We start from the raw sequence: 25,133 nt of genomic DNA on the forward strand, positions 1-25,133 counted from the left end.
CCCGGCGCCGCGGAGCACCCGTGGCGCCGGGGACGACGGCTCAGCCGGCGGAAGGCACTCAGCGGAAGGTGTCGCAGCGGGCCATGTCGCCGGTCTCGTAGCCCTCGTAGAACCACTTCTGCCGCTGCGCCGCCGAGCCGTGGGTCCAGCTCTCCGGCGTCACCCGGCCCTGGAACTTCTCCTGGATCCGGTCGTCCCCCACCGCCGCCGCGGCGTTCAGGCCGTCCTGGATGTCCTGGTCGGTGAGCTGCGTCAGCAGCTTCCGGCCCGTCTTCTCGTCGGGCGTGGTCGTCGCGTGCCGCGCCCACACGCCCGCGTAGCAGTCGGCCTGGAGTTCGACCCGCACCGAGTTGGAGTCCGCGCCGGTCCGGCCGTCCTGGGCGCGCTCCAGGGTCCCCGTCAGGTTCTGGACGTGGTGGCCGTACTCGTGCGCCACCACGTACGCCTGGGCGAAGGGCCCCCCGCTCGCCCCGAACTTGGTGCGCAGCTCGTCGAAGAAGTCCAGGTCCAGGTAGACCTGCCGGTCGCCGGGGCAGTAGAACGGCCCCACCGCCGAGGTCGCCGTGCCGCACGCGGTCCCGACCCGCTGGGTGAAGAGCTTGGTGGTGGCGTTGGTGTAGGTCCCGCCCCGGCGCTCGTACTCGCCCCGCCAGTAGTCCTGCACGCTGTTGACGACCGCGACGATCCGGCAGTCCTCGCGCGTGTTGGCGTCCGAGCCCTTCTTGCAGACCTGGTCCACCTGGGTCGCCGAGGACGAGGTCGCGGCCGGCTGGTCGCCGCCCTCCGAGAGCCCCAGCTGATCGGGTCCCACCCCGAAGAACAGTCCCAGGACCAGTGCGACGAAACCGATGATCCCGCCGCCGATCGTCGCCCCACCGCCCGGGATCCGACTTCCCCGGGAGTCACTGACCTCCGAGGTGTCCAGATCGGCGTTGTCGTCGAACTGCACGGTCCACCACCCTCCGCTGTCCGCCGGGCAGTGACCGCCGCCCTGCGCCGAGTATCGGACGGCCGTGTACCCGCCGCTTCTTTTGCGAAGCGTCGGTGGGAACAGCGGCCGGACGGAGGGCGCGGGAGGTGCGGACGGCGGCGGTCCGCGCCCCGCATGGCCGAAAACCAGTTGCAGGGGCCCGTTAGACTGGCCGTATGGCCATTCTCCCCGTGCATTAGCGGCGTCGAAGCCCTCCACCCCGTCCTTCCGCCGTATCCCCACCGCCCTGGAGTCTGTCCGTGATCACCGCTTCCGGCATCGAGCTGCGCGCCGGCGCCCGTGTCCTCATCGAGTCCGCTTCCTTCCGCGTCGCCAAGGGCGACCGCATCGGCCTGGTCGGCCGCAACGGAGCGGGCAAGACCACCCTCACCAAGTGCCTGGCCGGCGAGGGCCAGCCCGCCGGCGGCACCATCACGCGCTCCGGCGAGGTCGGCTACCTCCCGCAGGACCCGCGCACCGGCGACCTCGACGTCCTGGCCCGCGACCGCATCCTCTCCGCCCGGGGCCTCGACACCCTCCTCAAGAAGATGCGGACGAACGAGGAGCGCATCGCCACCGGCAGCGGCGCCACCCGCGACAAGGCCCTGCGCCAGTACGAGCGCCAGGAGACCGAGTTCCTCACCAAGGGCGGGTACGCGGCCGAGGCCGAGGCCTCCACCATCGCCGCCGCCCTCGGCCTGCCCGACCGGGTCATGGGCCAGCCGCTGCACACCCTCTCCGGCGGTCAGCGCCGCCGCGTCGAGCTCGCCCGGATCCTCTTCTCGGACGCCGACACGCTCCTCCTCGACGAGCCCACGAACCACCTCGACGCCGACTCGATCGTCTGGCTGCGCGACTACCTGAAGACCTACCGCGGCGGCTTCATCGTCATCTCCCACGACGTCGACCTGGTCGAGACCGTGGTCAACAAGGTCTTCTACCTGGACGCCAACCGCTCCGTGATCGACGTCTACAACATGGGCTGGAAGCTCTACCAGCAGCAGCGCGAGGCCGACGAGAAGCGCCGCAAGCGCGAGCGCCAGAACGCCGAGAAGAAGGCCGCCGCGCTCAACTCGCAGGCCGACAAGATGCGCGCCAAGGCCACCAAGACCGTCGCCGCGCAGAACATGGCCAAGCGCGCCGAGCGGCTGCTCTCCGGCCTGGAGGCGGTGCGCGCCTCCGACAAGGTCGCCAAACTGCGCTTCCCCGAGCCCGCGCCCTGCGGCCGGACCCCGCTGACGGCCGAGGGGCTCTCCAAGTCGTACGGCTCCCTGGAGATCTTCACCGACGTGAGCCTCGCCATCGACAAGGGCTCGCGCGTCGTCATCCTCGGCCTCAACGGCGCCGGCAAGACGACCCTGCTGCGCCTGCTCGGCGGGGTCGAGAAGCCCGACACCGGCGAGGTCACCCCGGGCCACGGCCTCAAGCTCGGCTACTACGCCCAGGAGCACGAGACCCTCGACCCCGACCGGACCGTCCTGGAGAACATGCGCTCGGCCGCGCCCGACCTCGACCTCGTCGACGTGCGCAAGACGCTGGGCTCGTTCCTCTTCTCCGGCGACGACGTCGACAAGCCGGCCGGGGTGCTCTCCGGCGGCGAGAAGACCCGGCTCGCCCTGGCGACCCTGGTCGTCTCCTCGGCGAACGTGCTGCTCCTCGACGAGCCCACCAACAACCTGGACCCGGCCAGCCGCGAGGAGATCCTCGGCGCGCTGCGCACGTACAAGGGCGCCGTCGTCCTCGTCACCCACGACGAGGGGGCCGTGGAGGCGCTCGACCCGGAGCGGATCATCCTGCTCCCGGACGGCGTCGAGGACCTGTGGGGCGCGGACTACGCGGACCTGGTGGCCCTGGCCTGACCGCCGGAGGGGCTTTCCGGGGCCCCGGACGATCACCCCGGGCTGGATCATTCGGCTCATGGGTGATCCTTCATCTGAGTGAGGACGTCTCGTACCCGTCGGCGCGGTGCTCTGCTGAATCCTTCCGGCGGACCCGCGCCGCACGTGTCTCCCCGGAGCCCCGCTGACCTGGCACTTCCCGTCCCGACCGGCGCGGCGGCGTCCTTCCCGAAGATCGGAACACAGGGTTCCGGTCGTGACGACGGGGTACCCGTCCACCAAGGAAGCGGCACGGACCTTGTCGAATGGGTGGCCAGGACGGACAGGAGGGGTGATCATGAGAAGTCCAGAGCGCACTTCCCATGAGGAGGCACGGGTGGCCGAGACTCTGAAGAAGGGCAGCCGGGTGACCGGCGCCGCGCGCGACAAGCTCGCGGCAGACCTGAAGAAGAAGTACGACTCCGGTGCGAGCATCCGGGCGCTGGCCGAGGAAACCGGCCGCTCCTACGGATTCGTCCACCGGATGCTCAGCGAGTCCGGAGTCACGCTGCGTGGACGCGGCGGAGCGACACGGGGCAAGAAGGCGGCCTCGGCCTGACAGGGGCGGCCCGACCGGGCCACCGGGTCTCTCGGTGGCCACCCGGTCCGCCCCGGAGCGGACCGGGTGGTTACTGTGCAGTCACTTAGCAATGGACGCAGTGCTGCACCGGAACCGGAGGCGCCCCATGACCACGCTCGACGACCCCGAGCTCGTATTCGACAAGGACGGTGTACGGCTCACCGTCGAGGACGCCGTCGCCACGGTGACCTTGACCAATCCGGCGAAGCGCAACGCCCAGTCTCCCGCTCTGTGGCGGGCGTTGACGGAAGCCGGGCGGTCGTTGCCGGGCAGCGTGCGGGTCGTGGTCCTGCGCGGTGAGGGCAAGTCCTTCTCCGCCGGACTCGACCGGCAGGCGTTCACGCCCGAGGGCTTCGACGGCGAGCCTTCCTTCCTCGACATGGCGCGGGGCTCCGACGAGGAGCTCGACGCCGTCATCGCCGAGTACCAGGAGGCGTTCACCTGGTGGCGCCGCGGCGACCTCGTGTCGATCGCGGCCGTCCAGGGGCACGCCATCGGCGCGGGCTTCCAGCTCGCCCTCGCCTGCGATCTGCGGGTCGTCGCCGAGGACGTGCAGTTCGCCATGCGCGAGACCAGCCTGGGCCTCGTCCCGGACCTCACCGGCACGCACCCCCTCGTCTCCCTCGTGGGCTACGCCCGCGCCCTGGAGATCTGCGCCACCGGGCGCTTCGTGCACGCCGACGAGGCCGAGCGCGTCGGCCTCGCCAACCTCGCCGTGCCCGCCGACCAGCTCGACGCGGCCGTACGGGACCTCGCCGCCGCCCTGCTCGCGGCGCCCCGCGACGCGGTCAACGAGACCAAGGCGCTCCTCCAGGGCGTCTCCGGCCGCTCCTACGAGGAGCAGCGCGTCGCCGAGCGCGCCGCCCAGGGGCGCCGCCTGCGCGACCTCGCGGGCCTCGGCGACTGACACACCACCGCTCGGGGCGCGGCTCCGGCCCGCCCTCAGCGCAGCTCCGACACCAGGACCGTGACCGCGGCCGCCCCACCGGCGGCCGCGGTCGCGGCGCTCCGGGCGGCGCGCGCCACGTCGAGCGGGCGGCGGCCCGCCGTCACGGCCAGCTCGACCCGCAGCGCGTCCCCGCTGCGGCGCACGGGCGGCCCCAGCGCGTCCGTCACGCCCGCCACCCCCTCGACCCGCAGCACCGCCAGGGCCACCGGGTCGTCCGTCGCGGGGGAGGGCCGCCCCGGCGGGGGAGCGGCCGGCTCCTCCTCCGGCGCCGCGTCGAGCAGCTCCGTCACCCGCAGGTCCACGCCGGTCACCGTGAGCCCGAGCCCGTCCGCCGCCCCGAGCAGGGCCGTCCGCAGTTCCTCGGTCAGTTCCGGCAGCGGTCGGCCCGCCACCGCCCGGAAGTCCGCGGTGATCCGCAGCGGTCCCGGCGGCAGGCCGCCCGGCGGCACCGGCAGCGGCTCCGGACCCTGCTCCCCGTCGGGATCCAGCCCGACCCGGAGCCTGCCCGGCACCACTCCCCGTACCGCCGTGGCGGTCCGGTCGAGGGCCTGCCGTACCGCCCGTTCCGTGATCCAGGCGCCGTCCTCCGCCGTTCCCAGCGGCAGCAGTCTGCCCGGTGCGAGGCGGTCGCGGACCGCCGCCGTCCAACCCTCAGTCGTCGTCATTCCCCCAGACTGCCGCATTGGTGGAGCAGATTGCGGGAAACGCCCTTAATCTGAGCGGAGAACCCCGAAATAACCCAGAAGGGGCGAAACAGATGACGGACACCACTCACTCCGGCGGCTCCCCGACCGACGAGTCACGTCGCTCTCCTTTGACCAAGCGGAGCGGCTCCGCCGCCACCCGGGGCAAGACGACCATCGCCGACGGCGTCGTGGAGAAGATCGCCGGCCTTGCCACGCGTGACGTCGACGGCGTCCACGACATGGGCAGCGGCCTCTCCCGCACCTTCGGCGCCGTACGCGACCGGGTCCCCGGGGGCAGCAGCAAGTCGAACGTCACCCGAGGGGTGAAGGCCGAGGTCGGCGAGGTGCAGACCGCGCTCGACCTGGAGATCGTCATCGAGTACGGCTATCCCATCTCCGAGGTCACGGGCGACGTCAGGGAGAACGTCATCTCCGCCGTGGAGCGGATGACCGGCCTCGAGGTCGTGGAGGTCAACATCGCGGTCAGCGACGTGAAGCTGCCCGACGAGGAGGACGACGACGACAACGACGACGACCAGCGCCGTCTCCAGTAGACGCCGGAACTCCGGCGTCCGGAGCCGGTGACAAGGCCAGGAAAGGTACTCGTATGAGCATGGCGGTGGTCGGCCTGCTGGCCGGCATGGCTCTCGGCTTCGCCGGATACTTCGGCGGCTTCGGGGCGTTCCTGTTGATCGCGGCTCTCGGGGTGGTCGGCTTCGTGGCCGGTCGTTTCCTCGAAGGAGACCTCGAACCCCGCGATCTGTTCCGGGGACGCGAACGCGGCGATCGGCGGCGGTGACCCGGGGTGGCGACGGACCTTGCAGTGACCCCGGCGGCGGACACGGCACGGGACCCGGTACGTGACCGGGGAGCGACCGACATCGCCGACCGGGTCGTCGCGAAGATCGCCGCCCAGGCGGCCAGGGAGGCGCTGGACGGTGTCCCGAAGGGCGGATCGAAGCCCCATGCCTCGGTCGACGTCCACAGGGACGCCGCCCGGGTCTCGGTGAGCCTCGAACTCGACTACCCCTCCGACATCGGCCGCCAGTGCGGCGCCGTCCGGAGCCGGGTCCGCAACCGGGTGGAACACCTCGTGGGCCTGGAGGTCCACGAGGTGTCCGTCCACGTGGAGCGCCTCCACTCCGCGCTCACCCGCGACGACACACCGAGGGGCCGCCTCTCATGACCACCACCCCGGAACAGGCTCCGCCCTCCGCCCCGGAGGACGAGCCCGGCCCCCCGCCCGCTCCCGCGGCCCGGGCCCGCCGCTTCTGGTCGGTACGGCGCGTCCCGGCGGCCCTGCTCGCGGCCGTCGTCCTCGGCGGAGCCGGACTGCTCCTCTACGACGTGGCGGCCGTACGGGCCGACCAGTCGGCCATGGCCTGGCGCAAGGAGGTCGCCGACGGCCTCGCGACCCGGCCGCTCGACTCCACCTGGGTCCTCGCCGGCGCGTCCCTCGCGGCGCTCCTCGGCCTCTGGCTCCTGTTCCTCGCCCTCACCCCCGGACTGCGCTCCGTCCTCCCCATGCGCCGGGACCACCCCGACGTACGGGCCGGACTCGACCGCAAGGCCGCGGCCCTCATCCTGCGGGACCGCGCCATGGAGGTCTCCGGCGTGCAGTCCGCGAAGGTGCGCGTCCGCCGCTCCAGGGCCGCCGTCCGGGCGGTCTCGCACTTCCGCGACCTCGACGAGGTCCGCACCGACCTGGAGCGGGCGGTCACCACCGGCATCGACGAACTCGGCCTCGCCCGTCCGCCCGCGCCGAAGGTACGGGTGGCCCGGCCGCCCCGGAAGGGATGAGCGAGCCGATGGCACCCCCCGAGAAGACCCCGCCCCGCGCGAAGATCCCGGCGCCCCCGGAAGGAGCCCGCAGGTGACCGCCGTCCTCCGCCGCGTCAACCGCGTCCTGCTCGCCCTGGCGGGGCTGGTCCTCGTCGTCCTCGGCGGCTCCGTCCTCGCCGCCGCGGCCGGCCTCTCCGTACCGTCCTGGTGGCCCTGGTCGGGCCCCTCCGACGTCCTGCTCACCACCGCCGACCGGCAGCGCTGGCGGGACGAGGGCTGGTGGTGGCCCGTGGTCATCGCCGTCCTCGGCGTGATCGTCCTGCTCGCCCTCTGGTGGCTGTTCGCCCAGTTCCGGCGGGCCAGGCTCGCCGAGGTCGTCGTCGACACCGGCGACGGCGAGGAGGCGGTCCTGCACGGGCGTGCCCTGGAGGACGTCCTGGAGGCGGACGCCGCCGCACAGGACGGCGTGGCCCAGGCCCGGGTCTCCCTCACCGGCCGCCGCGCCGCCCCCCGCGCCCGGGTGAGGTTCCAGTTGGAGCCGCACGCCTCCCCGGCCGACGCCCTCACCACCCTCAGCGGCCGGACCCTCGCCCACGCCCGCACCGCGACGGGCCTGTCGTCCCTGCCCACCGAGGCGCGCCTGCGCGCGGTGAAGCACGGCGCCCGCCGGGTCACCTGACGGAAGTGCGAAAGCGCCCGCCGGGAGCGACCCGGCGGGCGCTTTCGCGCGACGGCGGCTCAGAAGCCGCTGCGGGCCCCGCCGTCCACCGGCAGCATCAGACCGGTCAGGTACGAGGCGGCCGGCGAGAGCAGGAAGGCCGCCGTCCGCCCGAACTCCTCCGGCGTGCCGTACCGGCGCAGCGGGATCGCGGCCTCGTTCGCCGCGCGGGCCGCGTCCGCGTCCCCGGAGAGCGCGTCCAGGGAGCGGACCCGGTCCGTGTCGATCCGGCTCGGCAGGAGCCCGACGACCCGCACCCCGCGCGGCCCCAGGTCGTTGGCGAGGGACTTGGCGAAGCCGGCGAGCCCCGGGCGCAGCCCGTTGGAGATCGTCAGGCCCGGGATCGGCTCGTGGACCGAGCCGGACAGGACGAAGCCGATCACCCCGCCCTCCCCGAGGGCCTCGGCCGCCGCGCGGGCCAGCCGCACCGCCCCCAGGAAGACGGTGTCGAAGGCGGCGGCCCACTGCTCGTCGGTGTTGTCCGCCGCGAAACCGGGCGCAGGGCCGCCGACGCTGATCAGGACTCCGTCGAAGCCGCCGAACCGGGACCGCGCCTCCGCGATCAGCCGGGCCGGGGTCTCCGGGTCGGTGTTGTCGGCCGCGATCCCGGCCGCGCCCGGACCCAGCGCCTCCACGGCCTCGGCGACCGTCTTCTCCTCGCGCCCGGTCACCAGCACCTCGGCGCCCTCCGCGAGCAGCGCCTCCGCCGAGGCCCGGCCGAGCCCCCGCGTCGCGCCGGTCACCACGTACACACGGTCCTTCAGTCCAAGATCCATGGCCCTATCCTGCCGGGTCGGGCTCCTCCGCTGCCAGCGCGAGCGCCGTGCCGACCAGACCGATGTGGCTGAAGGCCTGCGGGAAGTTGCCCAGTTGGCGCCCGGTCGCCGGGTCGTACTCCTCCGCGAGGAGCCCCACGTCGTTGACGAGCGCGACGAGCCGCTCGAAGAGCACCCGCGCCTCCTCGGGCCGCCCCGTCAGCCGCAGGGCGTCCGCCAGCCAGAACGAGCAGACCAGGAAGGTCCCCTCCTGCCCCGGCAGGCCGTCCACCGCCGTCGAGTCGGCGCTGTAGCGGCGCACGTAGCCGTCGTGCGTCAGCTCCGCCATGACCGCGTCCACCGTCCCCACCACCCGGGGGTCGTCCGGCGGCAGGAAGCCCACCTGGGGGATGAGCAGGGTGGCGGCGTCCAGCTCCCGCGAGCCGTACGACTGGGTGAAGGTGTTCCGCACGGGGTCGTACGCCCTGTCGCACACCTGGGCGTGGATGTCGTCCCGCATGGCCCGCCAGCGGGCCGCGTCCCCCGGCAGCGACGGATCGGACTCCAGGGTGCGCACGGCCCGGTCGGCGGCCACCCAGGCCATCACCTTCGAGTGGGTGAAGTGGCGGCGCGGCCCGCGCACCTCCCACAGCCCCTCGTCGGGCTCCCGCCAGGTCGACTCCAGGAAGCCCAGCAGGCTCAGCTGGAGGTTCCAGGCGTGCCGCTCCGCCGGGATCCCGGCCTCCCGCGCCCGGTTGAGCGAGTCCATGACCTCGCCGTACACGTCGAGCTGGAACTGGTCCACGGCCGCGTTCCCGGTCCGCACCGGCGCCGAGTCTGCGTACCCCCGCAGCCACGGCAGGGTCGTCTCGGGCAGCCGGCGCTCCCCGGCCGGGCCGTACATGATCTGGAGGTCGGCGGGGTCGCCCGCGACCGAGCGCAGCAGCCAGTCCCGCCAGGCGGCGGCCTCCTCCACGTATCCGGCGGCGAGCAGCGCGCCGAGGGTGAGGGAGGAGTCGCGCAGCCAGCAGGAGCGGTAGTCCCAGTTCCGCACGCCGCCGACCTCCTCCGGCAGGGAGGTGGTGGGGGCGGCGACGATCCCGCCGGTGGGGGCGTACGTGAGCGCCTTCAGGGTGATCAGGGAGCGCAGCACCGCCTCGCGGTGGGGTCCCCGGTAGGTGCAGCGGGCCGCCCACTCCCGCCAGTCCGCGAGGGACTGCTCCAGGGCCTCGAAGGGGTCGATCAGGTCGGGGCGCGGCTCGTGCGAGGGGTGCCAGGTCAGCACGAAGGCCACCTTCTCGCCGGCGGTGACGGTGAAGGCGGAGCAGGTGGAGAACTGCTGGCCCCAGGTCTTCACGTGCGGCTCGCTGCGCAGCCAGACCGCGTCGGGACCGGCGACCGCCACCCGGTGCCCGTCGGCCCGGCGCATCCAGGGCACGATCGAGCCGTAGTCGAAGCGCAGCCGCAGGACGGAGCCCATCTCGACGCTGCCGCTGACCCCCTCGACGATCCGCATCACGTCGGGGTAGGCGTCCCGCTGCGGCATGAAGTCGATGACCTTGACGGCGCCGGTACGGGTCTCCCAGTAGGTCTCCAGGACGAGGGAGTCCTCGGCGTAGCGGCGGGAGGTGCAGGTCGTGGCGCCCTTGGGGGCGATCCGCCAGTGCCCGTTCTCCTCGTCGCCCAGGATGGCGGCGAAGCAGGCGGCCGAGTCGAACCGGGGCAGACACAGCCAGTCGACCGATCCGTCACGGCCGACGAGCGCGGCGGTCTGGAGATCGCCGATCATGGCGTAGTCGTCGATGTGTTGCGTCACGCTCGGGCTGTTCCCGGAAGCGGCGCAGGTCAATCAGCGGGACGGTGTGGCCAGGGTCTCGGCGGCGTCCGGTTCCGGCGCTCCGGAGGAGTCCGGGGCGGCCGCGGCCTCCCGGTCGCGCTTCTCGCGGCGCACCAGGACCACCCAGCCGACGGGCACGCCGGCCGCGAAGAGCCACCACTGCACGGCGTACGCCATGTGGGCGCCGATCGAGTCGTGGTCGGGCTCGGGGATCTGCTCGATGGTGCCGTCGGCCGGTTCGGGCGCGGTCTGCTCGACGTAGCCGCCGAGGACCTCGCGGCCGATGAGCCCGGCCTGCTGGCGGCTGTTGATCAGCATGACCTGGCGGTCGGGCAGCCCCTTGAGGTCCTTGATGCCGCTGGCGCCGGTCGTCTCGTCGGCCTTGAGGCGGCCGGTGATCGTGACCTCGCCCCTCGGGACGGGCGGCACCGCCGGGTAGGAGTGCTGGTCGGCGGCGGCCGGTACCCAGCCCCGGTTGACCAGCAGGACCTTCCCGTCCCGCAGGACCAGCGGGGTCAGGACGTGCACGCCGACCCGGTCGTCGGAGGAGGTGCGGCGGCGGACGACCACCTCGTGGGCGGTGTCGAAGGTGCCGGTGGCGGTGACCGGGCGCCAGTAGTTGGCGCGCGGGACGGTGTGGCCGGGGGAGGTGAGCTCCTCGACCGGGACCGGCTCCGCCGCGACGCTGTCCGCGATCAGGGCGTTCTGGGCGACCCGGCGCTCGTGCCGGTGGAACTGCCAGAAGCCCAGCTCGATCATCGTCGGGACGAGGACGAGGGCGATCAGGGTGAGGATCACCCACTGCCGGGACAACAGGAAGCGGTACACCCCATGACCGTACAGCGGGGGCCACGGGGTGCACGCAGGGGGGTTCGGCGGGTTTGCGGGCCGCCGTCCGGAATCGTTTCTTCGGTTCGCGTCCTCACACCTTGTCGACGATGCCCACCTTCCCCTCCGCGCGGGCGCAGTGGCCGCCGCAGTACCAACTGCCCCCGACCTCGACGCCCTGGCCGATGATCTGGACCCGGCAGTGCTCGCAGATGGGCGCCATGCGGTGGATGGCGCAGGCGAAGCAGTCGAAGACGTGCACCGCGCCCTGCGCGTGCACCTCGAACGACATGCCGTAATCGTTTCCGCAGACCTCACAACGTGCCATGCGCCACAGGGTGGGGCTCCCCGCGGGCGCGCGCGGTCCGGCACGCCCGGAGGGCCGGGGGGTGTCACCCGTCTGCCGGGGCCACGTCCCGCAGGAGCTGGGTGTAGGCGGCCTCGTCGACGACGGGCGTGCCGAAGGACCGGGCCTTGAGGGTCTTGGAGGTGGCCGCGTCCGGGTCGTTGGTGACGAGCAGGCTCGTCAGCCGCGACACGCTGCCGGCCACGTGCAGACCGGCCTCGACGGTGCGGTCCTCCAGGAGCTCGCGGTCGATGGAGGTGTCCCCGGAGAACGCCACCCGCATCCCCTGCTTGAGCGGCTCGCCGACCTCGTAACGGCCGGGATTGGGGTACGGGCAGGCGGGCCGCTTCCGCGAGGGGCGCCAGCTGTTCGCCCGGTACGAGGAGGAGGGGTACGGGGAGGGGGACGCGGCCGGGGAGGCGGCCCACTCGGTCAGCGGCCGGCACTCCAGGAGCGGCAGCCGCACGCCCTGCTCGGCCGCCGCGTGCAGGCTCGGCCGGAACGCCTCGGCGAGCACCCGCGCGTCGTCCAGCGCGTTGTGCGCCTGGCGCTGCTCGACGCCGAAGTGCGCGGCGAGCGACTCCAGCTTGTGATTGGGCAGCGGCAGCGACAGCTGCTTGGCGAGCGCGATCGTGCACAGGCGCTGGCGCACGGGCGCGGTGGACTCGGCGCGCGCGTACTCCCGGGCGATCATCTGCCAGTCGAAGATCGCGTTGTGCGCGACGAGGACCCGTCCGTCGAGCCGGGCCGCGAACTCGGCCGCGATCTCCGGGAAGAGCGGCGCGCCCTCCAGGGCGTCGCTGGTCAGCCCGTGGATCCACACCGGGCCGGGGTCGCGCTCGGGGTTGACCAGGGTGTACCAGTGGTCCTCGACGTTCCCCTGGGCGTCCAGCCGGTAGACGGCGGCGGACACGATCCGGTCGTCGCGGGCGAGGCCGGTGGTCTCCACGTCGACGACCGCGTACCCCTGCGGGTAGGCGGTCGGCCACGCTGCTGCGGTCGTGCGGTCGTCGAGCATGGTCAATGAGGATACGGGCCGCGACCGACAATCCCCTCCTCGGTGCTCCGGCACCCCCGCCCGCCGGGCGACCGGGAGGCGCTGCCGGGGCCGGGCCCGCTCGGGCCCGGGAGCCGTCCGGGGCCGGGAGCCACCGGGCCGGGGCTCACTCGGGGCCGGAGCTCGCCCGGGACCGGGGCCCGCCCCGTCCCCCGGCTCCGGGCGGGTCGTTCCGGGGGCGGTGCCCCGCCGGGTGCGACCCTCCTCACGTGACCGAACCCCCCGCGCCTCCCGCGTCCTCCGCGCCCGCCGCGCACGACGAGGCCCACGGCGGCGGCCTCGGCTCCCGCCTCAACTGGCTCCGGGCCGCGGTCCTCGGCGCCAACGACGGCGTCGTCTCCACGGCGGGCCTCGTGGTCGGCGTCGCCGGGGCCACGGAATCCGGGTCCGCGCTGCTCACGGCCGGTCTCTCCGGGCTCCTCGCCGGCTCGATGTCGATGGCGGCGGGGGAGTACGTCTCGGTCTCCACCCAGCGCGACTCCGAGAAGGCCGCGCTCGCCCAGGAGCGGCGCGAACTGCGCGAACGGCCCGCGGCCGAGCTCGACGAACTCGCCGCCCTCCTGGCCGCCCGGGGCCTCTCCCCGGACGTCGCCCGCGAGGCCGCCGAACAGCTCACGGCCCGCGACGCCCTGCGCGCCCACGCGCGCGTGGAGCTGGGCATCGACCCGGACGCCCTCACCAACCCCTGGCACGCGGCCGGCGCCAGCTTCCTCGCCTTCACCGCCGGGGCCCTGCTCCCGCTCCTCGCGATCGTCCTGCCCCCGCCCGCCGCCCGCCTCTGGATCACCGTCCTCTCGGTCCTCGCGGCCCTCGCCCTCACCGGCTGGTCCAGCGCCCGCCTCGGCGCCGCCCCCGCCGGCCGCGCGGTCCTCCGCAACGTCGCGGGCGGGGCCCTGGCGATGGCGGTGACGTACGGGGCGGGGTCGCTGCTCGGAGCGGCGGGGGTCTGAGGACGCCCTTGTCTTGTCGGAAGGTTCCAAAGCCCGCTGACAACCCGTCTCGCATACTTGTCGGTAACGGCGTCTAGTCGCGCCCCGGCCCCCGCCCCTACCGTCGACGGCATGCCGAACCCGCCCGATGTCGTGCTCTGGTCCATACCGGCGTTCGTCCTGCTCACCGTCCTGGAGATGGTCAGCTACCGGATCCACCCCGACGAGGACGCCGCCGGGTACGAGGCCGAGGACGCCGCCACCAGCCTCGGCATGGGCCTGGGGAGCCTGGCCTTCGACGCGCTGTGGAAGATCCCCGTGGTGGCGATCTACACCGCCGTGTACGAGCTGACCCCGCTCCGCGTGCCCGTCCTGTGGTGGACGGTCCCGCTGATGCTGCTCGCCCAGGACTTCCTCTACTACTGGCAGCACCGCGGACACCACGTCGTCCGCCTCCTGTGGGCCTGCCACGTCGTCCACCACAGCAGCCGCAGGTTCAACCTCACCACCGCCCTGCGCCAGCCGTGGACCGGCGCGACCTCCTGGCCGTTCTACCTGCCGATGATCGCCCTCGGCGTGCACCCGGCGGCCGTGGCCTTCTGCTCCTCGGTCAACCTGGTCTACCAGTTCTGGATCCACACCGAGCGCGTCGACAGGCTGCCGCGCCCCTTCGAGTACCTCTTCAACACCCCCTCCCACCACCGCGTCCACCACGCCTCCCAGGGCGGCTACCTGGACCGGAACTTCGGCGGCGTCCTCATCGTCTGGGACCGGGTGTTCGGCTCCTGGGTCGGCGAGACCGAGCGGCCCGTCTACGGCCTCACCAAGAACATCGAGACCTACAACCCGCTCCGGGTCGCCACCCACGAGTACGCCGCCATCGCCCGCGACCTGCGGGCCGCGAACGGCTGGCGCGAGCGGGCCGGGCGGGTCTTCCGCGGGCCCGGCTGGCAGCCCGGACCGCCCCCGGCGCCGGGGACCGGTCCCGCCACGACCGGCCCCGTCGGAACCGAGCCCGCCGCGTGAGCGCCCCCACCGCGCCGTCCGCCGTGCGCGCCGCCCCCGTCTCCCGCGCGCTGCTCGCCGCCTTCGGGCTCGCGACCGCCGTCGACCTGGTCTCCCTGCTCGCCGGCGCGGAGCCCGGCCACCGGATCGCCAAGCCGCTCCTGATGCCCCTGCTCGCCGCGTACGCCGTGAGCCGGGGCGCTCCCAAGCTCCTGGTCGCCGCGCTCCTGTTCGGCTGGGGCGGCGACGTCCTCCTGCTCTCCGACGCGGACCCGGCCTTCCTCCTCGGCATGGGCTCCTTCGCCGTCGGACACGTCTGCTACCTGGCACTCTTCGGCCGCCGGCGCACGTCCCCGGCGCTCGGCGCCCTGTACGCGGCCGCCCTCGCCGGCACCGTCGTGCTCCTGTGGCCCGACCTCCCCGCCGAGCTGCGGATCCCGGTCGCCGGGTACGCGCTGCTGCTCACCGCCATGGCCTACCGGGCCGGTTCCCTCGGGCTCCTCGCCGGTCTCGGCGGCGCCCTCTTCCTGCTGTCCGACACCCTCATCGCCACCGGCGTCGCCGCGTGGCCCCGGCCGCCCGCGCCCGACTTCTGGGTCATGCTGACCTACACCGCGGCGCAGTACCTGCTGACGACCGGAGCCCTGCGGGCGATGTACGGTGAAAGTCGTACAAACGTCTGACAGCGAGGACCGACCGCCATGCGCGCCACCACCATCCACGCCCCGTTCGACATGCGCGTGGAGGACGTGCCCGACCCGGTGGTCCAGGACCCCACGGACGTCGTCCTGCGGGTCCTGCGCGCCTGCATCTGCGGCAGCGACCTGTGGGCCTACCGCGGCGAGTCCGCCCGGCAGCCGGGCCAGCGCATCGGCCACGAGTTCCTCGGCGTCGTCGAGGAGGCGGGGCCCGGGGTCCGCGGCTTCCGGAAGGGCGACCTCGTCGTCGCCCCCTTCGTCTGGTCCGACGGCACCTGCGCGTACTGCTCCGAAGGCCTCCAGACCTCCTGCCCGAGCGGCGGCTTCTGGGGCTCCGTCGGCTCCGACGGCGGCCAGGGCGAGGCCGTCCGCGTCCCGTTCGCCGACGGCACCCTCGTCAAGCTGCCCGCCGAGGCGGCCTCCGACGACCGGCTCCTGACCGCGCTGCTCGCCCTCTCCGACGTCCTGGGCACCGGCCACCACGCCGCCCTCGGCGCCGGCGTGCGGCCCGGCTCCACCGTCGCCGTCGTCGGCGACGGGGCCGTCGGCCTCTGCGGCGTCCTCGCCGCCAAGCGGCTCGGCGCCGAGCGGATCATCGCGCTCGGCCGGCACACCGCCCGCACCGACATCGCCCGCGCCTTCGGCGCCACCGACGTCGTCGCCGAGCGCGGGGAGGCCGCCGAGGCCGCCGTCCGCGAACTCACCGGCGGCCAGGGCGCGCACGGCGTCATCGAGGCCGTCGGCACCGAGCAGTCCATGCGCACCGCCGTCGCCGTCGCCCGCGACGGCGGGTCCATCGGCTACGTCGGCGTCCCGCACGGCAGCGGCACCGGCCTCGACCTGTCCGTCATGTTCGACCGGAACATCGCGCTGCGCGGCGGCGTCGCCCCCGTGCGCGCGTACATCCCGGAGCTCCTCCCGGACGTCCTCGACGGCACGATCGACCCGTCCCCGGTCTTCGACCTGACCGTCGGCCTCGACGGCGTCCCCGGCGGCTACCGGGCGATGGACGAGCGCACCGCCCTCAAGGTCCTCGTCAAGCCGTAGGACTCACCGGCGGACGGCGGATCAGGGACCCGCCCACACCGGCGCGTCCCCGCCCGGCAGCCCCGGCGGCCGCGTCCAGCCCGCCGGGCCGCCCTCGTACGCGACCGGCGACAGCGCGTGCCGCAGCCGCCCGAGCGGGCCCTCCGACTCGGCGAGGTGCCGCCCGGGCTCGTACGCGGGCAGCGCGTGCGTCAGCCAGTGGCCCGTCTGCGCGAGGGCGAGCCGGACCAGCCGGGTGCCGCCGTCCCGGTCCCGCTCGGTCAGCGACCGCAGGACCGCCGCCGCGAGCAGATAGCCCGTGGCGTGGTCCAGGGCCTGCGCGGGCAGCACCCCCGGCTCCTCCGCGGAGCCCTCCACGACGGCGATCCCGGTCGCCGCCTGCACCAGGGAGTCGAAGCCGCGCCGACCGCCCCACGGCCCGTAGTCGCCCCAGGCCGAGACCCGGGCCGTGACGAGCCCCGGGCGGTGGAGGTCGAAGCGGTCGAGCGCGCCCGGCCGGTAGCCGGTCACCAACACGTCGGCCGCGTCGAGGAGTCCGTCGAAGGTGCGCCGGTCCGACGGCCGCTCCAGGTCGAGGAAGGACGTCCGCTTCCCCACGTTCGTGTCCGCGTGCTGGTCCGGCAGCTCCGGATTGCCCGGCGGGTCGATCCGCAGCACGTCCGCGCCGAGCAGCGCGAGCGTCCGGGTCGCCACCGGCCCCGCGAGCACCCGGGTCAGGTCCAGGACCCGCGGCGGCCCCGAACGCGGCCGGGGCGGCGCCCCGTCGAGCCGCTCCCGGGTCAGCAGCGGCCGCGCCGCCACCTCCCGGCCCTGCGGGTGCGCCGCCCACTCCCCGGGCGTGCGCAGGGCGACCGCCAGGCCCCCGGCCCCGTACACCGCCGTCTCGACCTCGACGGCACTCCGCTCCCCGATCGCCGCCGCCACGGCCTCCACCGCCCCGTCCTCCGGCGTCCCGGACGGCACGCCGAGGGCGGCGAGCAGCGCCGCCCGGTGGTGCGGATAGTTCGCGTGGGTGCGGACCCGGCCGTCCGCCGCCCGCCAGAACCGGGAGAGCGGCGCGAAGCTCACCGGCGCCCGCCCGTCGACCCGCAGGTGCCGCTCGCTCGTGAAGGCGGTGGCCACGGCCCCGTCGTCCACCCGCACGGGCCCCGGGAGCCCCGCCCGCTCGACCGCCGCGAGCCCCGCCGCGGCGACCGAGGCCCGCGCCAGGTCCATCACCGGCAGCCGGGCCGGCAACAGCCCCGAGGGCCCCGTGAACGCCACCCGGTCGACCAGGGCGGGATCACCGCCGAGGGCCGCCCACAACAACTCCGTACCCGTGCGCACCGTGTGGTCCATGGGCCTCATGATCCTCCGCGCGGCCCCCGGCGCCACGCGAAAGGGCCCCGGTGCGGCACACCGCGCCGGGGCCCCGAGAATCGCTGGTTACCAGCGGACCGCGTCGAGCGCGTCGACGATCCCGGCCCCGTAGAAGCCGTTCTTGTTCTTGCCGCCCTCGCAGACCGCGTCGACCTTGCCGTCGGCGTCGATGTCGTACGGGTCGGTGCAGGCGTGCCGGTCGGCCTGCGCGTACAGCAGGGCCTTCAGCGCCGCCGGGCCCGCGTGCGGGTGCGTCGACTTGATGAGCGCCAGGACGCCCGCCGCGTGCGGCGAGGCCATCGACGTGCCGCCCTTGTAGTTGTAGCCGCCGTTGACCGTGGTCGACAGGATCAGGCCGTTCACCGCCGGGGCGTCCGGCGTCTGGTACGCGGTGCGGTCGCCGCCGGGCGCGGCGATGTCGATCACGCCGAGGCCGTAGTTGGAGTACGACGCCTTCAGGTCCTTGGCGCCGGTCGCGGAGACCGTGACGACGCCCGGGAGCATCGCCGGGTAGTCCAGGCACTTCTTCGGGTCGATGGTCCGGCCGCCCGGCGTGGAGTCGTTCGGGCTGCTGTCGTCGACGATCGAGTCGGCCGCCAGGTCGAACGCGGAGTTGCCGGCCGCCGCCACGTTGACCGTGCCCCTGCGCTCCGCGTAGCGGGTGGCGCGGGTGACGGCCTCGATGAGGGCCTTCTGGTCCGCGTCGTTCTTGCACGCGAACATCCACGGGTCGGTGTAGTAGCTGTTGTTCGTGATGTCGATGCCGTGCTCGGCCGCCCACACGAAGCCGCAGACCACGGCCTCCGTGTAGAAGAAGCCGTCCGGGGTGGACACCTTGATGCCGGCGAGCTTCACGCCCGGCGCGACACCGGTGACGCCGATCCCGTTCTTGGCGGCGGCGATCGTACCGGCGACGTGCGTGCCGTGGTCGCTCTCGCCCGGGTTCGGCCGCCACGAGCCGGCGGTGGTGTCGGCCTTGCCGGACACGCAGTTGGCGGACTTCGCGGCGCTGAAGTTCGGCGCCAGGTCCGGGTGGGTGTCGTCCACGCCCGTGTCGATAACGCCGACGGTCACGCGCTTGCTGCCGAGCGTCCGCTGGTGCGCCTTGTCGGCCTTGATCGCCGGGAGGTCCCACTGCAGGGGCTCGAGCGCGTCCTGCTCGTCCGTCGCGCGGGCCGCGGCGGCCTTGGCCTCGGCCTCGGTCAGGACCTGCGTGCCGCCGCCGATCGAGTCGTCGGTCTGCACGGAGAGCGGGGCGGTACGGGTCGCGCCGGCCGACACCACGCCGCGCGCCTTGCGGACCTGCTTCGCGAAGTCCGGGTTCTGCGAGTGGACGACGACCACGCCTATCTGGTCGTACGAGACGACGACCGTGCCGCCGGCGGCGGCTATCGCCTTCTTCACCGACTTGGCGGTCGAACGGCCCCCGTCGACGTTCACGACGTACGACAGCTTCGGCCCGTCCGTCGCCACGGCGGCGGCCGGAGCGTCGCTCAGCTCCGCGGCCGAGGCGCCGGAGGGAAGGAAGCCGAGCGAGGCCGTGAGCGCGAGGCCGACCGGCAGAGCGAGAGCTCGGCCGCGCCTCGATCCCAGATGAGCCATGGGTTCTCCACATCATCCGTATGTACTGCTCGCGCGCGGGTTTGCGCACGGGCAGGTGCATGACGAGTGAAGCTATCGCTGATCTTCCCGTCCCATCAATGAGTTGAGAAGACTTCATGAAGATCTGCCCGAGAAAATCCTCGGGGTGAACCGCTTCGCTTCCTCCTCCGTGCCGTTGTGCAGGGGAGGGCTCCACCCGGCGCCCCGGCTCCCGCACACCCGGTGAGACCCCCTGCGACCCAGCCGTCCGCCCGCGCGTCACGAGGAGAGTCCGTGGCTACCGAAGCACCGCCGCCAGCCCGAAACGGCACGGAGACCGATCGGGGTCCCGCGTCACCCACCACGGAGCAGTTCGTCGAGGTGCAGGAGAGCGGGGAGTTCGGCGAACTGCGCCGCGCCCACCGCTCGTTCGCCTTCCCCCTCACCCTCGCCTTCATCGCCTGGTACCTGCTGTACGTGCTGCTCTCCAACTACGCGGGCGGCTTCATGGGGACCAGGGTCTTCGGCAACGTCAACGTGGCGCTGGTCCTGGGCCTCGGCCAGTTCCTCACCACCTTCCTCATCGCCTGGCTCTACTCGCGGCACGCGGCGAACCGGCTCGACCCCAAGGCCGAGGCCATCAAGTCCCGTATGGAGGGCGACGCATGAGCACCCCCGTCCTGCTCGCGGCGGGCAACGCCACCAGCGAGCACCGGCCCCTGATCATCGCCCTGTTCGGCGCCTTCGTGATCGCCACCCTCGTCATCACCGTGTGGGCCGGCCGGCAGACCCGCAGCGCCGCCGACTTCTACGCCGGCGGACGCCAGTTCACCGGCTTCCAGAACGGCCTGGCGATCTCCGGCGACTACATGTCCGCCGCGTCCTTCCTCGGCATCGCCGGCGCCATCGCCCTCTTCGGCTACGACGGCTTCCTCTACTCGATCGGCTTCCTCGTCGCCTGGCTCGTCGCCCTCCTCCTGGTCGCCGAACCGCTGCGCAACTCCGGCCGCTTCACCATGGGCGACGTCCTCGCCTACCGGATGCGCCAGCGCCCGGTCCGCACCGCCGCCGGCACCTCCACCATCGTCGTCTCGATCTTCTACCTGCTCGCGCAGATGGCCGGGGCCGGCGTCCTCGTCTCACTGCTCCTCGGCATCACCAGCGACGGCGGCAAGGTCGCGATCGTCGCCCTCGTCGGCGTCCTGATGATCGTGTACGTGACCATCGGCGGCATGAAGGGCACCACCTGGGTGCAGATGGTCAAGGCCGTGCTCCTCATCGCGGGCACGCTCCTGATCACCTTCCTCATCCTGCTGAAGTTCCACTTCAACCTGTCGGAGCTGCTCGGCGCGGCCGCCACCAACAGCGGCAAGGGCCAGGCGTTCCTGGAGCCCGGTCTCAAGTACGGCGCCACCGCGACCTCGAAGCTGGACTTCCTCTCGCTCGGCATCGCGCTCGTCCTGGGCACGGCAGGACTGCCCCACATCCTGATCCGCTTCTACACGGTCCCGAGCGCCAAGGCCGCCCGGAAGTCGGTCAACTGGGCCATCGGCATCATCGGCGCCTTCTACCTGATGACGATCGTCCTCGGCTTCGGCGCCGCCGCCCTGCTCAAGAACGCCGACATCGTCGCCTCCAACAAGGCCGGCAACACCGCGGCCCCGCTCGCGGCCCTGGAGATCGGCGGCGGAGCCGGCTCCACCGGCGGGGCGATCCTCCTCGCCGTCATCTCGGCCGTCGCCTTCGCGACCATCCTCGCCGTCGTCGCCGGCCTGACCCTGGCCTCCTCGTCGTCCTTCGCGCACGACATCTACGCCAACGTCATCCGGCGCGGAAAGGCCACCGAGAAGGAGGAGGTGCGGGCCGCCCGCTGGGCGACCGTCCTCATCGGCGTCGTCTCCATCGCGCTCGGCGCCCTCGCCCGCGACCTCAACGTCGCCGGCCTGGTCGCCCTCGCCTTCGCGGTCGCTGCCTCCGCCAACCTGCCGACGATCCTGTACTCCCTCTTCTGGAAGCGGTTCACCACGCGGGGCGCCCTGTGGTCGATCTACGGCGGTCTGGTCTCCGCCGTCGTCCTGGTGCTGTTCTCGCCGGTCGTCTCCGGCAAGCCGACCTCGATGTTCAAGGGCGTCGACTTCTACTGGTTCCCGCTGGAGAACCCCGGGCTCGTCTCCATCCCGCTCGGCTTCCTGCTCGGCTGGCTCGGCTCGGTCCTCTCCAAGGAGGAGCCGGACAAGGGCAAGTACGCGGAGCTGGAGGTCAAGTCCCTCACCGGTGTCGGAGCGCACTGACCCGCACACGTTCCGCCCCCGGCGGACGGCCGCGTCGTAGAGTTCTACGACGCGGCCGCGTCCGTCCTCGTGACAATCTGCCCTGCTCGATGTCGGACCGCTCGCGTAGGCTCGGAACAGGCGATCGAAACGAACCGATCACAGACGGGGAGGGGGCCCACCGTGCTCATCGACACCTTCGGCCGGGTCGCCACCGACCTGCGCGTCTCGCTCACGGACCGGTGCAACCTGCGCTGCACCTACTGCATGCCGGAAGAGGGCCTCCAGTGGCTCGCCAAGCCGGACCTCCTGACGGACGACGAGATCGTCCGCCTCATCCGCATCGCCGTCACCGACCTCGGCGTCACCGAGGTCCGCTTCACCGGCGGCGAGCCCCTGCTCCGCCCCGGCCTCGTCGGGATCGTCGAGCGCTGCGCGGCCCTGGAGCCCCGCCCCCGGATGTCCCTCACCACCAACGGCATCGGACTCAAGCGCACCGCGACCGCGCTGAAGGCCGCCGGCCTGGACCGAGTCAACGTCTCCCTCGACACCCTGCGCCCCGACGTCTTCAAGACCCTCACCCGCCGCGACCGGCACCGGGACGTCCTCGACGGCATGGCCGCCGCCCGCGACGCCGGCCTCGTCCCGGTCAAGGTCAACGCCGTCCTGATGCCCGGGCTCAACGACGACGAGGCCCCCGACCTGCTGGCCTGGGCGATCGAGGAGGGGTACGAGCTCCGCTTCATCGAGCAGATGCCGCTCGACGCCCAGCACGGCTGGAAGCGCGACGGCATGATCACCGCAGGGGACATCCTGGAGTCCCTGCGCACCCGCTTCACCCTGACCCCGGAGGGCGCCGAGGAGCGCGGCTCCGCCCCCGCCGAGCGCTGGGTCGTCGACGGCGGACCGCACACGGTCGGCGTCATCGCCTCCGTCACCCGCCCGTTCTGCCGGGCCTGCGACCGCACCCGGCTCACCGCCGACGGACAGGTCCGCACCTGCCTCTTCGCCACCGAGGAGACCGACCTGCGGGCCGCGCTCCGCTCGGACGCGGGGGACGCCGAGGTCGCGGAGATCTGGAAGAAGGCCATGTGGGGCAAGAAGGCCGGCTCCGGCCTCGACGACCCGAGCTTCCTCCAGCCCGACCGCCCGATGTCGGCGATCGGAGGCTGACGGCCCGCTCTACGGGGCGGCCGACTCCCAGTCGGCCAGCGGCACGACGTCCTTGAGGAAGCCCCGTACGCCCAGGAACTGCGAGAGGTGTTCGCGGTGCTCCTCGCACGCGAGCCAGGTCTTGCGCCGCTCCGGCGCGTGCAGCTTGGGGTTGTTCCACGCGAGCACCCAGACGGCGTCGGCGCGGCAGCCCTTGGCGGAACAGATCGGCTTCTCTTCGCTCACTGGACCCATGATCACCCGATCATTGTCCAGCAAGGGCGATGCCGGGCAGCCACGGGGGGAGCTGCCCGGCATCGGTCCGTCGCTCCGACGGGGGATGCGGAGCGCGTAGGCAGTATGTCACGGCACATGGGGTGCGGTGCACTGGAACTTCATGATTGATCTGAGCTTTTCTTGAGGTTTCCGGCCACGCTCGGTGATCAGTTCCGGCCGTACGAGCGGTCCGCCCCCGAGTCCGCCCCCGAGTCCGCCTCCGGGGCCGCCGGACCTGCCGTCGACTCCTCCGCGTCGAGCGCGGGCCGCACCGGAGGCGGTACGAACGTGGAGGGAAGGGACGGGGCCGACTCGCGCCCCGCGTTGGCGATCACCACGGCGACGTAGGGCAGGAGGATGCCGAGGGCGAGCGCCACGACCGCCACGTGCCGCTCGACGTTCCACAGCACCGCGGCGGCGATCACGGAGAGCGTCCGGACCGTCATCGAGATGACGTACCTCCGCTGCCGCCCCCGGACGTCCTCGGCGAGCCCCTGCCGGGCCCCCGTGATCCGGAAGACCTCGGTTCCGCCACGCTTCGGCATCACCGCTCACCACCCGCCGTTCGCGCCGGACCCACCCCGGTCCGGACCTCTTTCCACCGTACGCCCGCCCTCCGGCGCGGACGAGACCGGGGCACGTATGGCGCTGTCCGACATGCGACGCATGACGGGAAGGCCGAGACTGGGCCCACATGCGTACAAGGAGGCGACAATGGGTTGGTTGTGGGCGATCATCGTGGGTCTCGTCCTCGGTCTGATCGCGAAGGCGATCCTGCCGGGCAAGCAGCAGATCCCGCTCTGGCTGACGGTGGTGTTCGGCATCCTCGGCAGCGTCCTCGGAAACGCGGTCGCGACCTGGATCGGGGTGAACGACACCAAGGGCATCGACTGGATCCGCCATCTGCTCCAGCTGATCGGCGCGGTCGTCGTCGTCGGCCTGGGCGACATGCTCTGGGCCTCGATGAAGGGCAACAGGCGGCGGGCCTGAGCCTGCGGACGCCCGAAAGACCGGGAGGCCCGGTACGGCACGCGGTGTGCCGTACCGGGCCTCCCGGTCGTGTGCGTACGGGCGGACCCGCCGGACCCGGCCCGCCGGGGCGGATCCGTCAGGCGCCGGTGAACTCGATCGCCGCCAGGTTCTTCTTGCCGCGCCGCAGCACCAGCCAGCGCCCGTGCAGCAGGTCGTCCGCCGACACCTCGGCGTCCTCGGCGGTGACCTTCGCGTTGTTCACGTACGCCCCGCCCTCCTTCACCGTGCGGCGCGCCGCCGACTTGCTCGCCACCAGACCGACCTCGGCGAACAGGTCCACGACCTGCCCAAGGTCCGACACGCGCGCGTGCGGCAGCTCGGACAGGGCCGCGGCGAGCGTCGCGCCGTCCAGCTCGGCCAGGTCGCCCTGGCCGAACAGCGCCTTGGACGCGGCGATGACGGCCGCGCACTGCTCGGCGCCGTGCACCAGCGTGGTCAGCTCCTCGGCCAGCGCCCGCTGGGCCGCCCGGGCCTGTGGCCGCTCGGCGGTCTGCGCCTCCAGCTCCTCCAGCTCCTCGCGGGAGCGGAAGGAGAGGATCCGCAGGTACGTGGAGATGTCGCGGTCGTCCACGTTCAGCCAGAACTGGTAGAACGCGTACGGCGTGGTCATCTCCGGGTCCAGCCAGACGGCCCCGCCCTCGGTCTTGCCGAACTTGGTGCCGTCCGCCTTGACCATCAGCGGGGTCGCGAGCGCGTGGACCTCGGCCCCCGGCTCCAGGCGGTGGATCAGGTCGAGCCCGGCCACCAGGTTGCCCCACTGGTCCGAGCCGCCCTGCTGGAGCGTGCAGCCGTAGCGGCGGTACAGCTCCAGGAAGTCCATGCCCTGGAGGAGCTGGTAGCTGAACTCGGTGTAGCTGATGCCCTGCTCGGACTCCAGGCGCCGGGCCACGGAGTCCTTGGTCAGCATCTTGTTGACCCGGAAGTGCTTGCCGATGTCCCGCAGGAACTCGATCGCCGAGAGGCCGGCGGTCCAGTCCAGGTTGTTCACCATGACCGCGGCGTTCTCCCCCTCGAAGGAGAGGAACGGCTCGATCTGGGTCCGCAGCCGGTTCACCCAGTTCGCGACCGTCTCGGGGTCGTTCAGGGTGCGCTCGGCCGTCGGCCGCGGGTCGCCGATCTGCCCGGTGGCCCCGCCGACCAGCGCCAGCGGCCGGTGCCCGGCCCGCTGGAGCCGGCGGACGGTGAGGACCTGGACCAGGTGACCGACGTGGAGACTGGCCGCGGTCGGGTCGAAACCGCAATAGAACGTGACGGGACCGTCCGCGAGAGCCTTGCGCAGTGCGTCCTCATCGGTGGACTGGGCGAAGAGCCCGCGCCACTTCAGCTCGTCGACGATGTCCGTCACGGTCGTCCGTCTCCTTGATTGATCGGGGTGGTGCCGGGGCCCAGTCTAGGTGGG

The 25,133-nt window shown here is 73.0% G+C and carries 28 protein-coding genes; 16 read left to right on the plus strand and 12 right to left on the minus strand.

From position 1 onward, the window contains the following. Positions 1 to 58: 58 nt before the first annotated feature. Positions 59 to 949: a neutral zinc metallopeptidase gene (locus tag ACIP5O_RS17330; protein WP_401294040.1), complete on the minus strand. Its 891-nt coding sequence runs from the start codon at positions 947 to 949 to the stop codon at positions 59 to 61. 281 nt (positions 950 to 1,230) lie between these two features. On the opposite strand from ACIP5O_RS17330, the gene ACIP5O_RS17335 reads away from it, so the two are divergent. From ACIP5O_RS17335 to ACIP5O_RS17345, 3 genes are all read left to right on the plus strand, one after another. Then, a complete protein-coding gene (locus tag ACIP5O_RS17335; RefSeq protein WP_401294043.1) occupies positions 1,231 to 2,829 on the plus strand; it encodes an ABC-F family ATP-binding cassette domain-containing protein in 1,599 nt (532 codons plus the stop codon). 355 nt (positions 2,830 to 3,184) lie between these two features. Beyond that, the gene (locus ACIP5O_RS17340) at positions 3,185 to 3,406 is read left to right on the plus strand and encodes a helix-turn-helix domain-containing protein (protein ID WP_006123601.1); all 222 of its coding nucleotides are present in this window, start codon (positions 3,185 to 3,187) and stop codon (positions 3,404 to 3,406) included. 127 nt (positions 3,407 to 3,533) lie between these two features. Continuing rightward, a complete protein-coding gene (locus tag ACIP5O_RS17345; RefSeq protein ID WP_356546477.1) occupies positions 3,534 to 4,334 on the plus strand; it encodes an enoyl-CoA hydratase/isomerase family protein in 801 nt (266 codons plus the stop codon). 35 nt (positions 4,335 to 4,369) lie between these two features. On the opposite strand, the gene ACIP5O_RS17350 is transcribed toward ACIP5O_RS17345, so the two are convergent. Beyond that, on the minus strand, positions 4,370 to 5,041 hold the full coding sequence (locus ACIP5O_RS17350) for a hypothetical protein (protein ID WP_401294047.1): 672 nt from the start codon (positions 5,039 to 5,041) through the stop codon (positions 4,370 to 4,372). A gap of 92 nt (positions 5,042 to 5,133) precedes the next feature. On the opposite strand from ACIP5O_RS17350, the gene ACIP5O_RS17355 reads away from it, so the two are divergent. The 5 genes from ACIP5O_RS17355 to amaP all read left to right on the plus strand — a co-directional run bounded on the left by ACIP5O_RS17355 (position 5,134) and on the right by amaP (position 7,523). After that, positions 5,134 to 5,616, plus strand: coding sequence for an Asp23/Gls24 family envelope stress response protein (locus ACIP5O_RS17355; RefSeq protein ID WP_365550130.1), 483 nt, complete (start codon positions 5,134 to 5,136; stop codon positions 5,614 to 5,616). Positions 5,617 to 5,669: 53 nt separating this feature from the next. Next, positions 5,670 to 5,861, plus strand: a complete 192-nt coding sequence (locus ACIP5O_RS17360; protein WP_365550133.1) for a hypothetical protein — start codon at positions 5,670 to 5,672, stop codon at positions 5,859 to 5,861. A gap of 6 nt (positions 5,862 to 5,867) precedes the next feature. Continuing rightward, positions 5,868 to 6,248, plus strand: coding sequence for an Asp23/Gls24 family envelope stress response protein (locus ACIP5O_RS17365; protein WP_401294052.1), 381 nt, complete (start codon positions 5,868 to 5,870; stop codon positions 6,246 to 6,248). After that, positions 6,245 to 6,862: a DUF6286 domain-containing protein gene (locus ACIP5O_RS17370; protein ID WP_401294055.1), complete on the plus strand. Its 618-nt coding sequence runs from the start codon at positions 6,245 to 6,247 to the stop codon at positions 6,860 to 6,862. The genes ACIP5O_RS17365 and ACIP5O_RS17370 overlap by 4 nt, the downstream gene beginning before the upstream one ends. A gap of 73 nt (positions 6,863 to 6,935) precedes the next feature. After that, positions 6,936 to 7,523 carry an alkaline shock response membrane anchor protein AmaP gene (gene amaP / locus ACIP5O_RS17375; protein WP_401294058.1) on the plus strand — a complete coding sequence of 196 codons (588 nt, stop codon included), beginning with the start codon at positions 6,936 to 6,938 and terminating at the stop codon, positions 7,521 to 7,523. Positions 7,524 to 7,582: 59 nt separating this feature from the next. On the opposite strand, the gene ACIP5O_RS17380 is transcribed toward amaP, so the two are convergent. The 5 genes from ACIP5O_RS17380 to ACIP5O_RS17400 all read right to left on the minus strand — a co-directional run bounded on the left by ACIP5O_RS17380 (position 7,583) and on the right by ACIP5O_RS17400 (position 12,352). Then, positions 7,583 to 8,338, minus strand: a complete 756-nt coding sequence (locus tag ACIP5O_RS17380; protein ID WP_401294061.1) for an SDR family oxidoreductase — start codon at positions 8,336 to 8,338, stop codon at positions 7,583 to 7,585. 4 nt (positions 8,339 to 8,342) lie between these two features. Then, positions 8,343 to 10,133: a glycoside hydrolase family 15 protein gene (locus ACIP5O_RS17385; RefSeq protein ID WP_401294064.1), complete on the minus strand. Its 1,791-nt coding sequence runs from the start codon at positions 10,131 to 10,133 to the stop codon at positions 8,343 to 8,345. A gap of 33 nt (positions 10,134 to 10,166) precedes the next feature. After that, complete coding sequence (locus tag ACIP5O_RS17390) at positions 10,167 to 10,982, minus strand: SURF1 family protein (RefSeq protein WP_401294067.1); 816 nt, start codon at positions 10,980 to 10,982, stop codon at positions 10,167 to 10,169. A gap of 94 nt (positions 10,983 to 11,076) precedes the next feature. Next, positions 11,077 to 11,310 (minus strand): hypothetical protein, encoded by a 234-nt coding sequence (locus ACIP5O_RS17395; RefSeq protein WP_078968305.1) that lies wholly within the window; start codon positions 11,308 to 11,310, stop codon positions 11,077 to 11,079. Positions 11,311 to 11,374: 64 nt separating this feature from the next. Then, positions 11,375 to 12,352, minus strand: coding sequence for a DEDDh family exonuclease (locus tag ACIP5O_RS17400; protein WP_401294071.1), 978 nt, complete (start codon positions 12,350 to 12,352; stop codon positions 11,375 to 11,377). Between the two features lie 242 nt (positions 12,353 to 12,594). Between ACIP5O_RS17400 and ACIP5O_RS17405 the strand changes: the two genes are divergently transcribed. The 4 genes from ACIP5O_RS17405 (at position 12,595) to ACIP5O_RS17420 (ending at position 16,064) form a co-directional block, all read left to right on the plus strand. Beyond that, entirely contained in the window at positions 12,595 to 13,335 is a 741-nt protein-coding gene (locus ACIP5O_RS17405; protein WP_401294074.1) for a VIT family protein, read from the plus strand. 111 nt (positions 13,336 to 13,446) lie between these two features. Then, a complete protein-coding gene (locus ACIP5O_RS17410; protein WP_401294077.1) occupies positions 13,447 to 14,340 on the plus strand; it encodes a sterol desaturase family protein in 894 nt (297 codons plus the stop codon). Continuing rightward, a complete protein-coding gene (locus tag ACIP5O_RS17415; RefSeq protein WP_401294080.1) occupies positions 14,337 to 15,002 on the plus strand; it encodes a lysoplasmalogenase in 666 nt (221 codons plus the stop codon). The genes ACIP5O_RS17410 and ACIP5O_RS17415 overlap by 4 nt, the downstream gene beginning before the upstream one ends. 18 nt (positions 15,003 to 15,020) lie before the next feature. After that, a complete protein-coding gene (locus ACIP5O_RS17420) occupies positions 15,021 to 16,064 on the plus strand; it encodes a zinc-dependent alcohol dehydrogenase family protein (protein ID WP_401294083.1) in 1,044 nt (347 codons plus the stop codon). Positions 16,065 to 16,085: 21 nt separating this feature from the next. Here the strand turns inward: ACIP5O_RS17420 and ACIP5O_RS17425 are convergent, their stop codons facing one another. Both ACIP5O_RS17425 and ACIP5O_RS17430 read right to left on the minus strand, forming a co-directional pair. Then, positions 16,086 to 17,402 (minus strand): CoA transferase, encoded by a 1,317-nt coding sequence (locus tag ACIP5O_RS17425; protein ID WP_401294086.1) that lies wholly within the window; start codon positions 17,400 to 17,402, stop codon positions 16,086 to 16,088. A gap of 87 nt (positions 17,403 to 17,489) precedes the next feature. Beyond that, positions 17,490 to 19,025 (minus strand): S8 family peptidase, encoded by a 1,536-nt coding sequence (locus ACIP5O_RS17430; RefSeq protein ID WP_401294089.1) that lies wholly within the window; start codon positions 19,023 to 19,025, stop codon positions 17,490 to 17,492. Positions 19,026 to 19,298: 273 nt separating this feature from the next. Here ACIP5O_RS17430 and ACIP5O_RS17435 point away from each other — a divergent pair, with 273 nt between their 5' ends. The 3 genes from ACIP5O_RS17435 (at position 19,299) to moaA (ending at position 22,447) form a co-directional block, all read left to right on the plus strand. Continuing rightward, positions 19,299 to 19,673, plus strand: a complete 375-nt coding sequence (locus tag ACIP5O_RS17435) for a DUF485 domain-containing protein (protein ID WP_401294092.1) — start codon at positions 19,299 to 19,301, stop codon at positions 19,671 to 19,673. Next, positions 19,670 to 21,295: a cation acetate symporter gene (locus ACIP5O_RS17440; protein WP_401294095.1), complete on the plus strand. Its 1,626-nt coding sequence runs from the start codon at positions 19,670 to 19,672 to the stop codon at positions 21,293 to 21,295. The genes ACIP5O_RS17435 and ACIP5O_RS17440 overlap by 4 nt, the downstream gene beginning before the upstream one ends. A 162-nt stretch (positions 21,296 to 21,457) precedes the next feature. After that, positions 21,458 to 22,447, plus strand: a complete 990-nt coding sequence (moaA, locus tag ACIP5O_RS17445) for a GTP 3',8-cyclase MoaA (protein WP_356546505.1) — start codon at positions 21,458 to 21,460, stop codon at positions 22,445 to 22,447. Between the two features lie 9 nt (positions 22,448 to 22,456). Here moaA and ACIP5O_RS17450 read toward each other — a convergent pair whose 3' ends face one another. Next, positions 22,457 to 22,681 (minus strand): hypothetical protein, encoded by a 225-nt coding sequence (locus ACIP5O_RS17450; protein ID WP_401294099.1) that lies wholly within the window; start codon positions 22,679 to 22,681, stop codon positions 22,457 to 22,459. 188 nt (positions 22,682 to 22,869) lie between these two features. Then, the gene (locus ACIP5O_RS17455; protein WP_401294102.1) at positions 22,870 to 23,247 is read right to left on the minus strand and encodes a DUF3099 domain-containing protein; all 378 of its coding nucleotides are present in this window, start codon (positions 23,245 to 23,247) and stop codon (positions 22,870 to 22,872) included. Between the two features lie 169 nt (positions 23,248 to 23,416). Here ACIP5O_RS17455 and ACIP5O_RS17460 point away from each other — a divergent pair, with 169 nt between their 5' ends. Next, a complete protein-coding gene (locus ACIP5O_RS17460) occupies positions 23,417 to 23,692 on the plus strand; it encodes a GlsB/YeaQ/YmgE family stress response membrane protein (protein ID WP_383442768.1) in 276 nt (91 codons plus the stop codon). 118 nt (positions 23,693 to 23,810) lie between these two features. Here ACIP5O_RS17460 and tyrS read toward each other — a convergent pair whose 3' ends face one another. Beyond that, entirely contained in the window at positions 23,811 to 25,079 is a 1,269-nt protein-coding gene (tyrS, locus tag ACIP5O_RS17465; protein WP_401294105.1) for a tyrosine--tRNA ligase, read from the minus strand. Positions 25,080 to 25,133: the final 54 nt, after the last annotated feature.

The organism is Streptomyces sp. NPDC088915, assembly GCF_044749825.1.
In the GTDB taxonomy this organism is placed as follows: Bacteria; Actinomycetota; Actinomycetes; order Streptomycetales; family Streptomycetaceae; genus Streptomyces.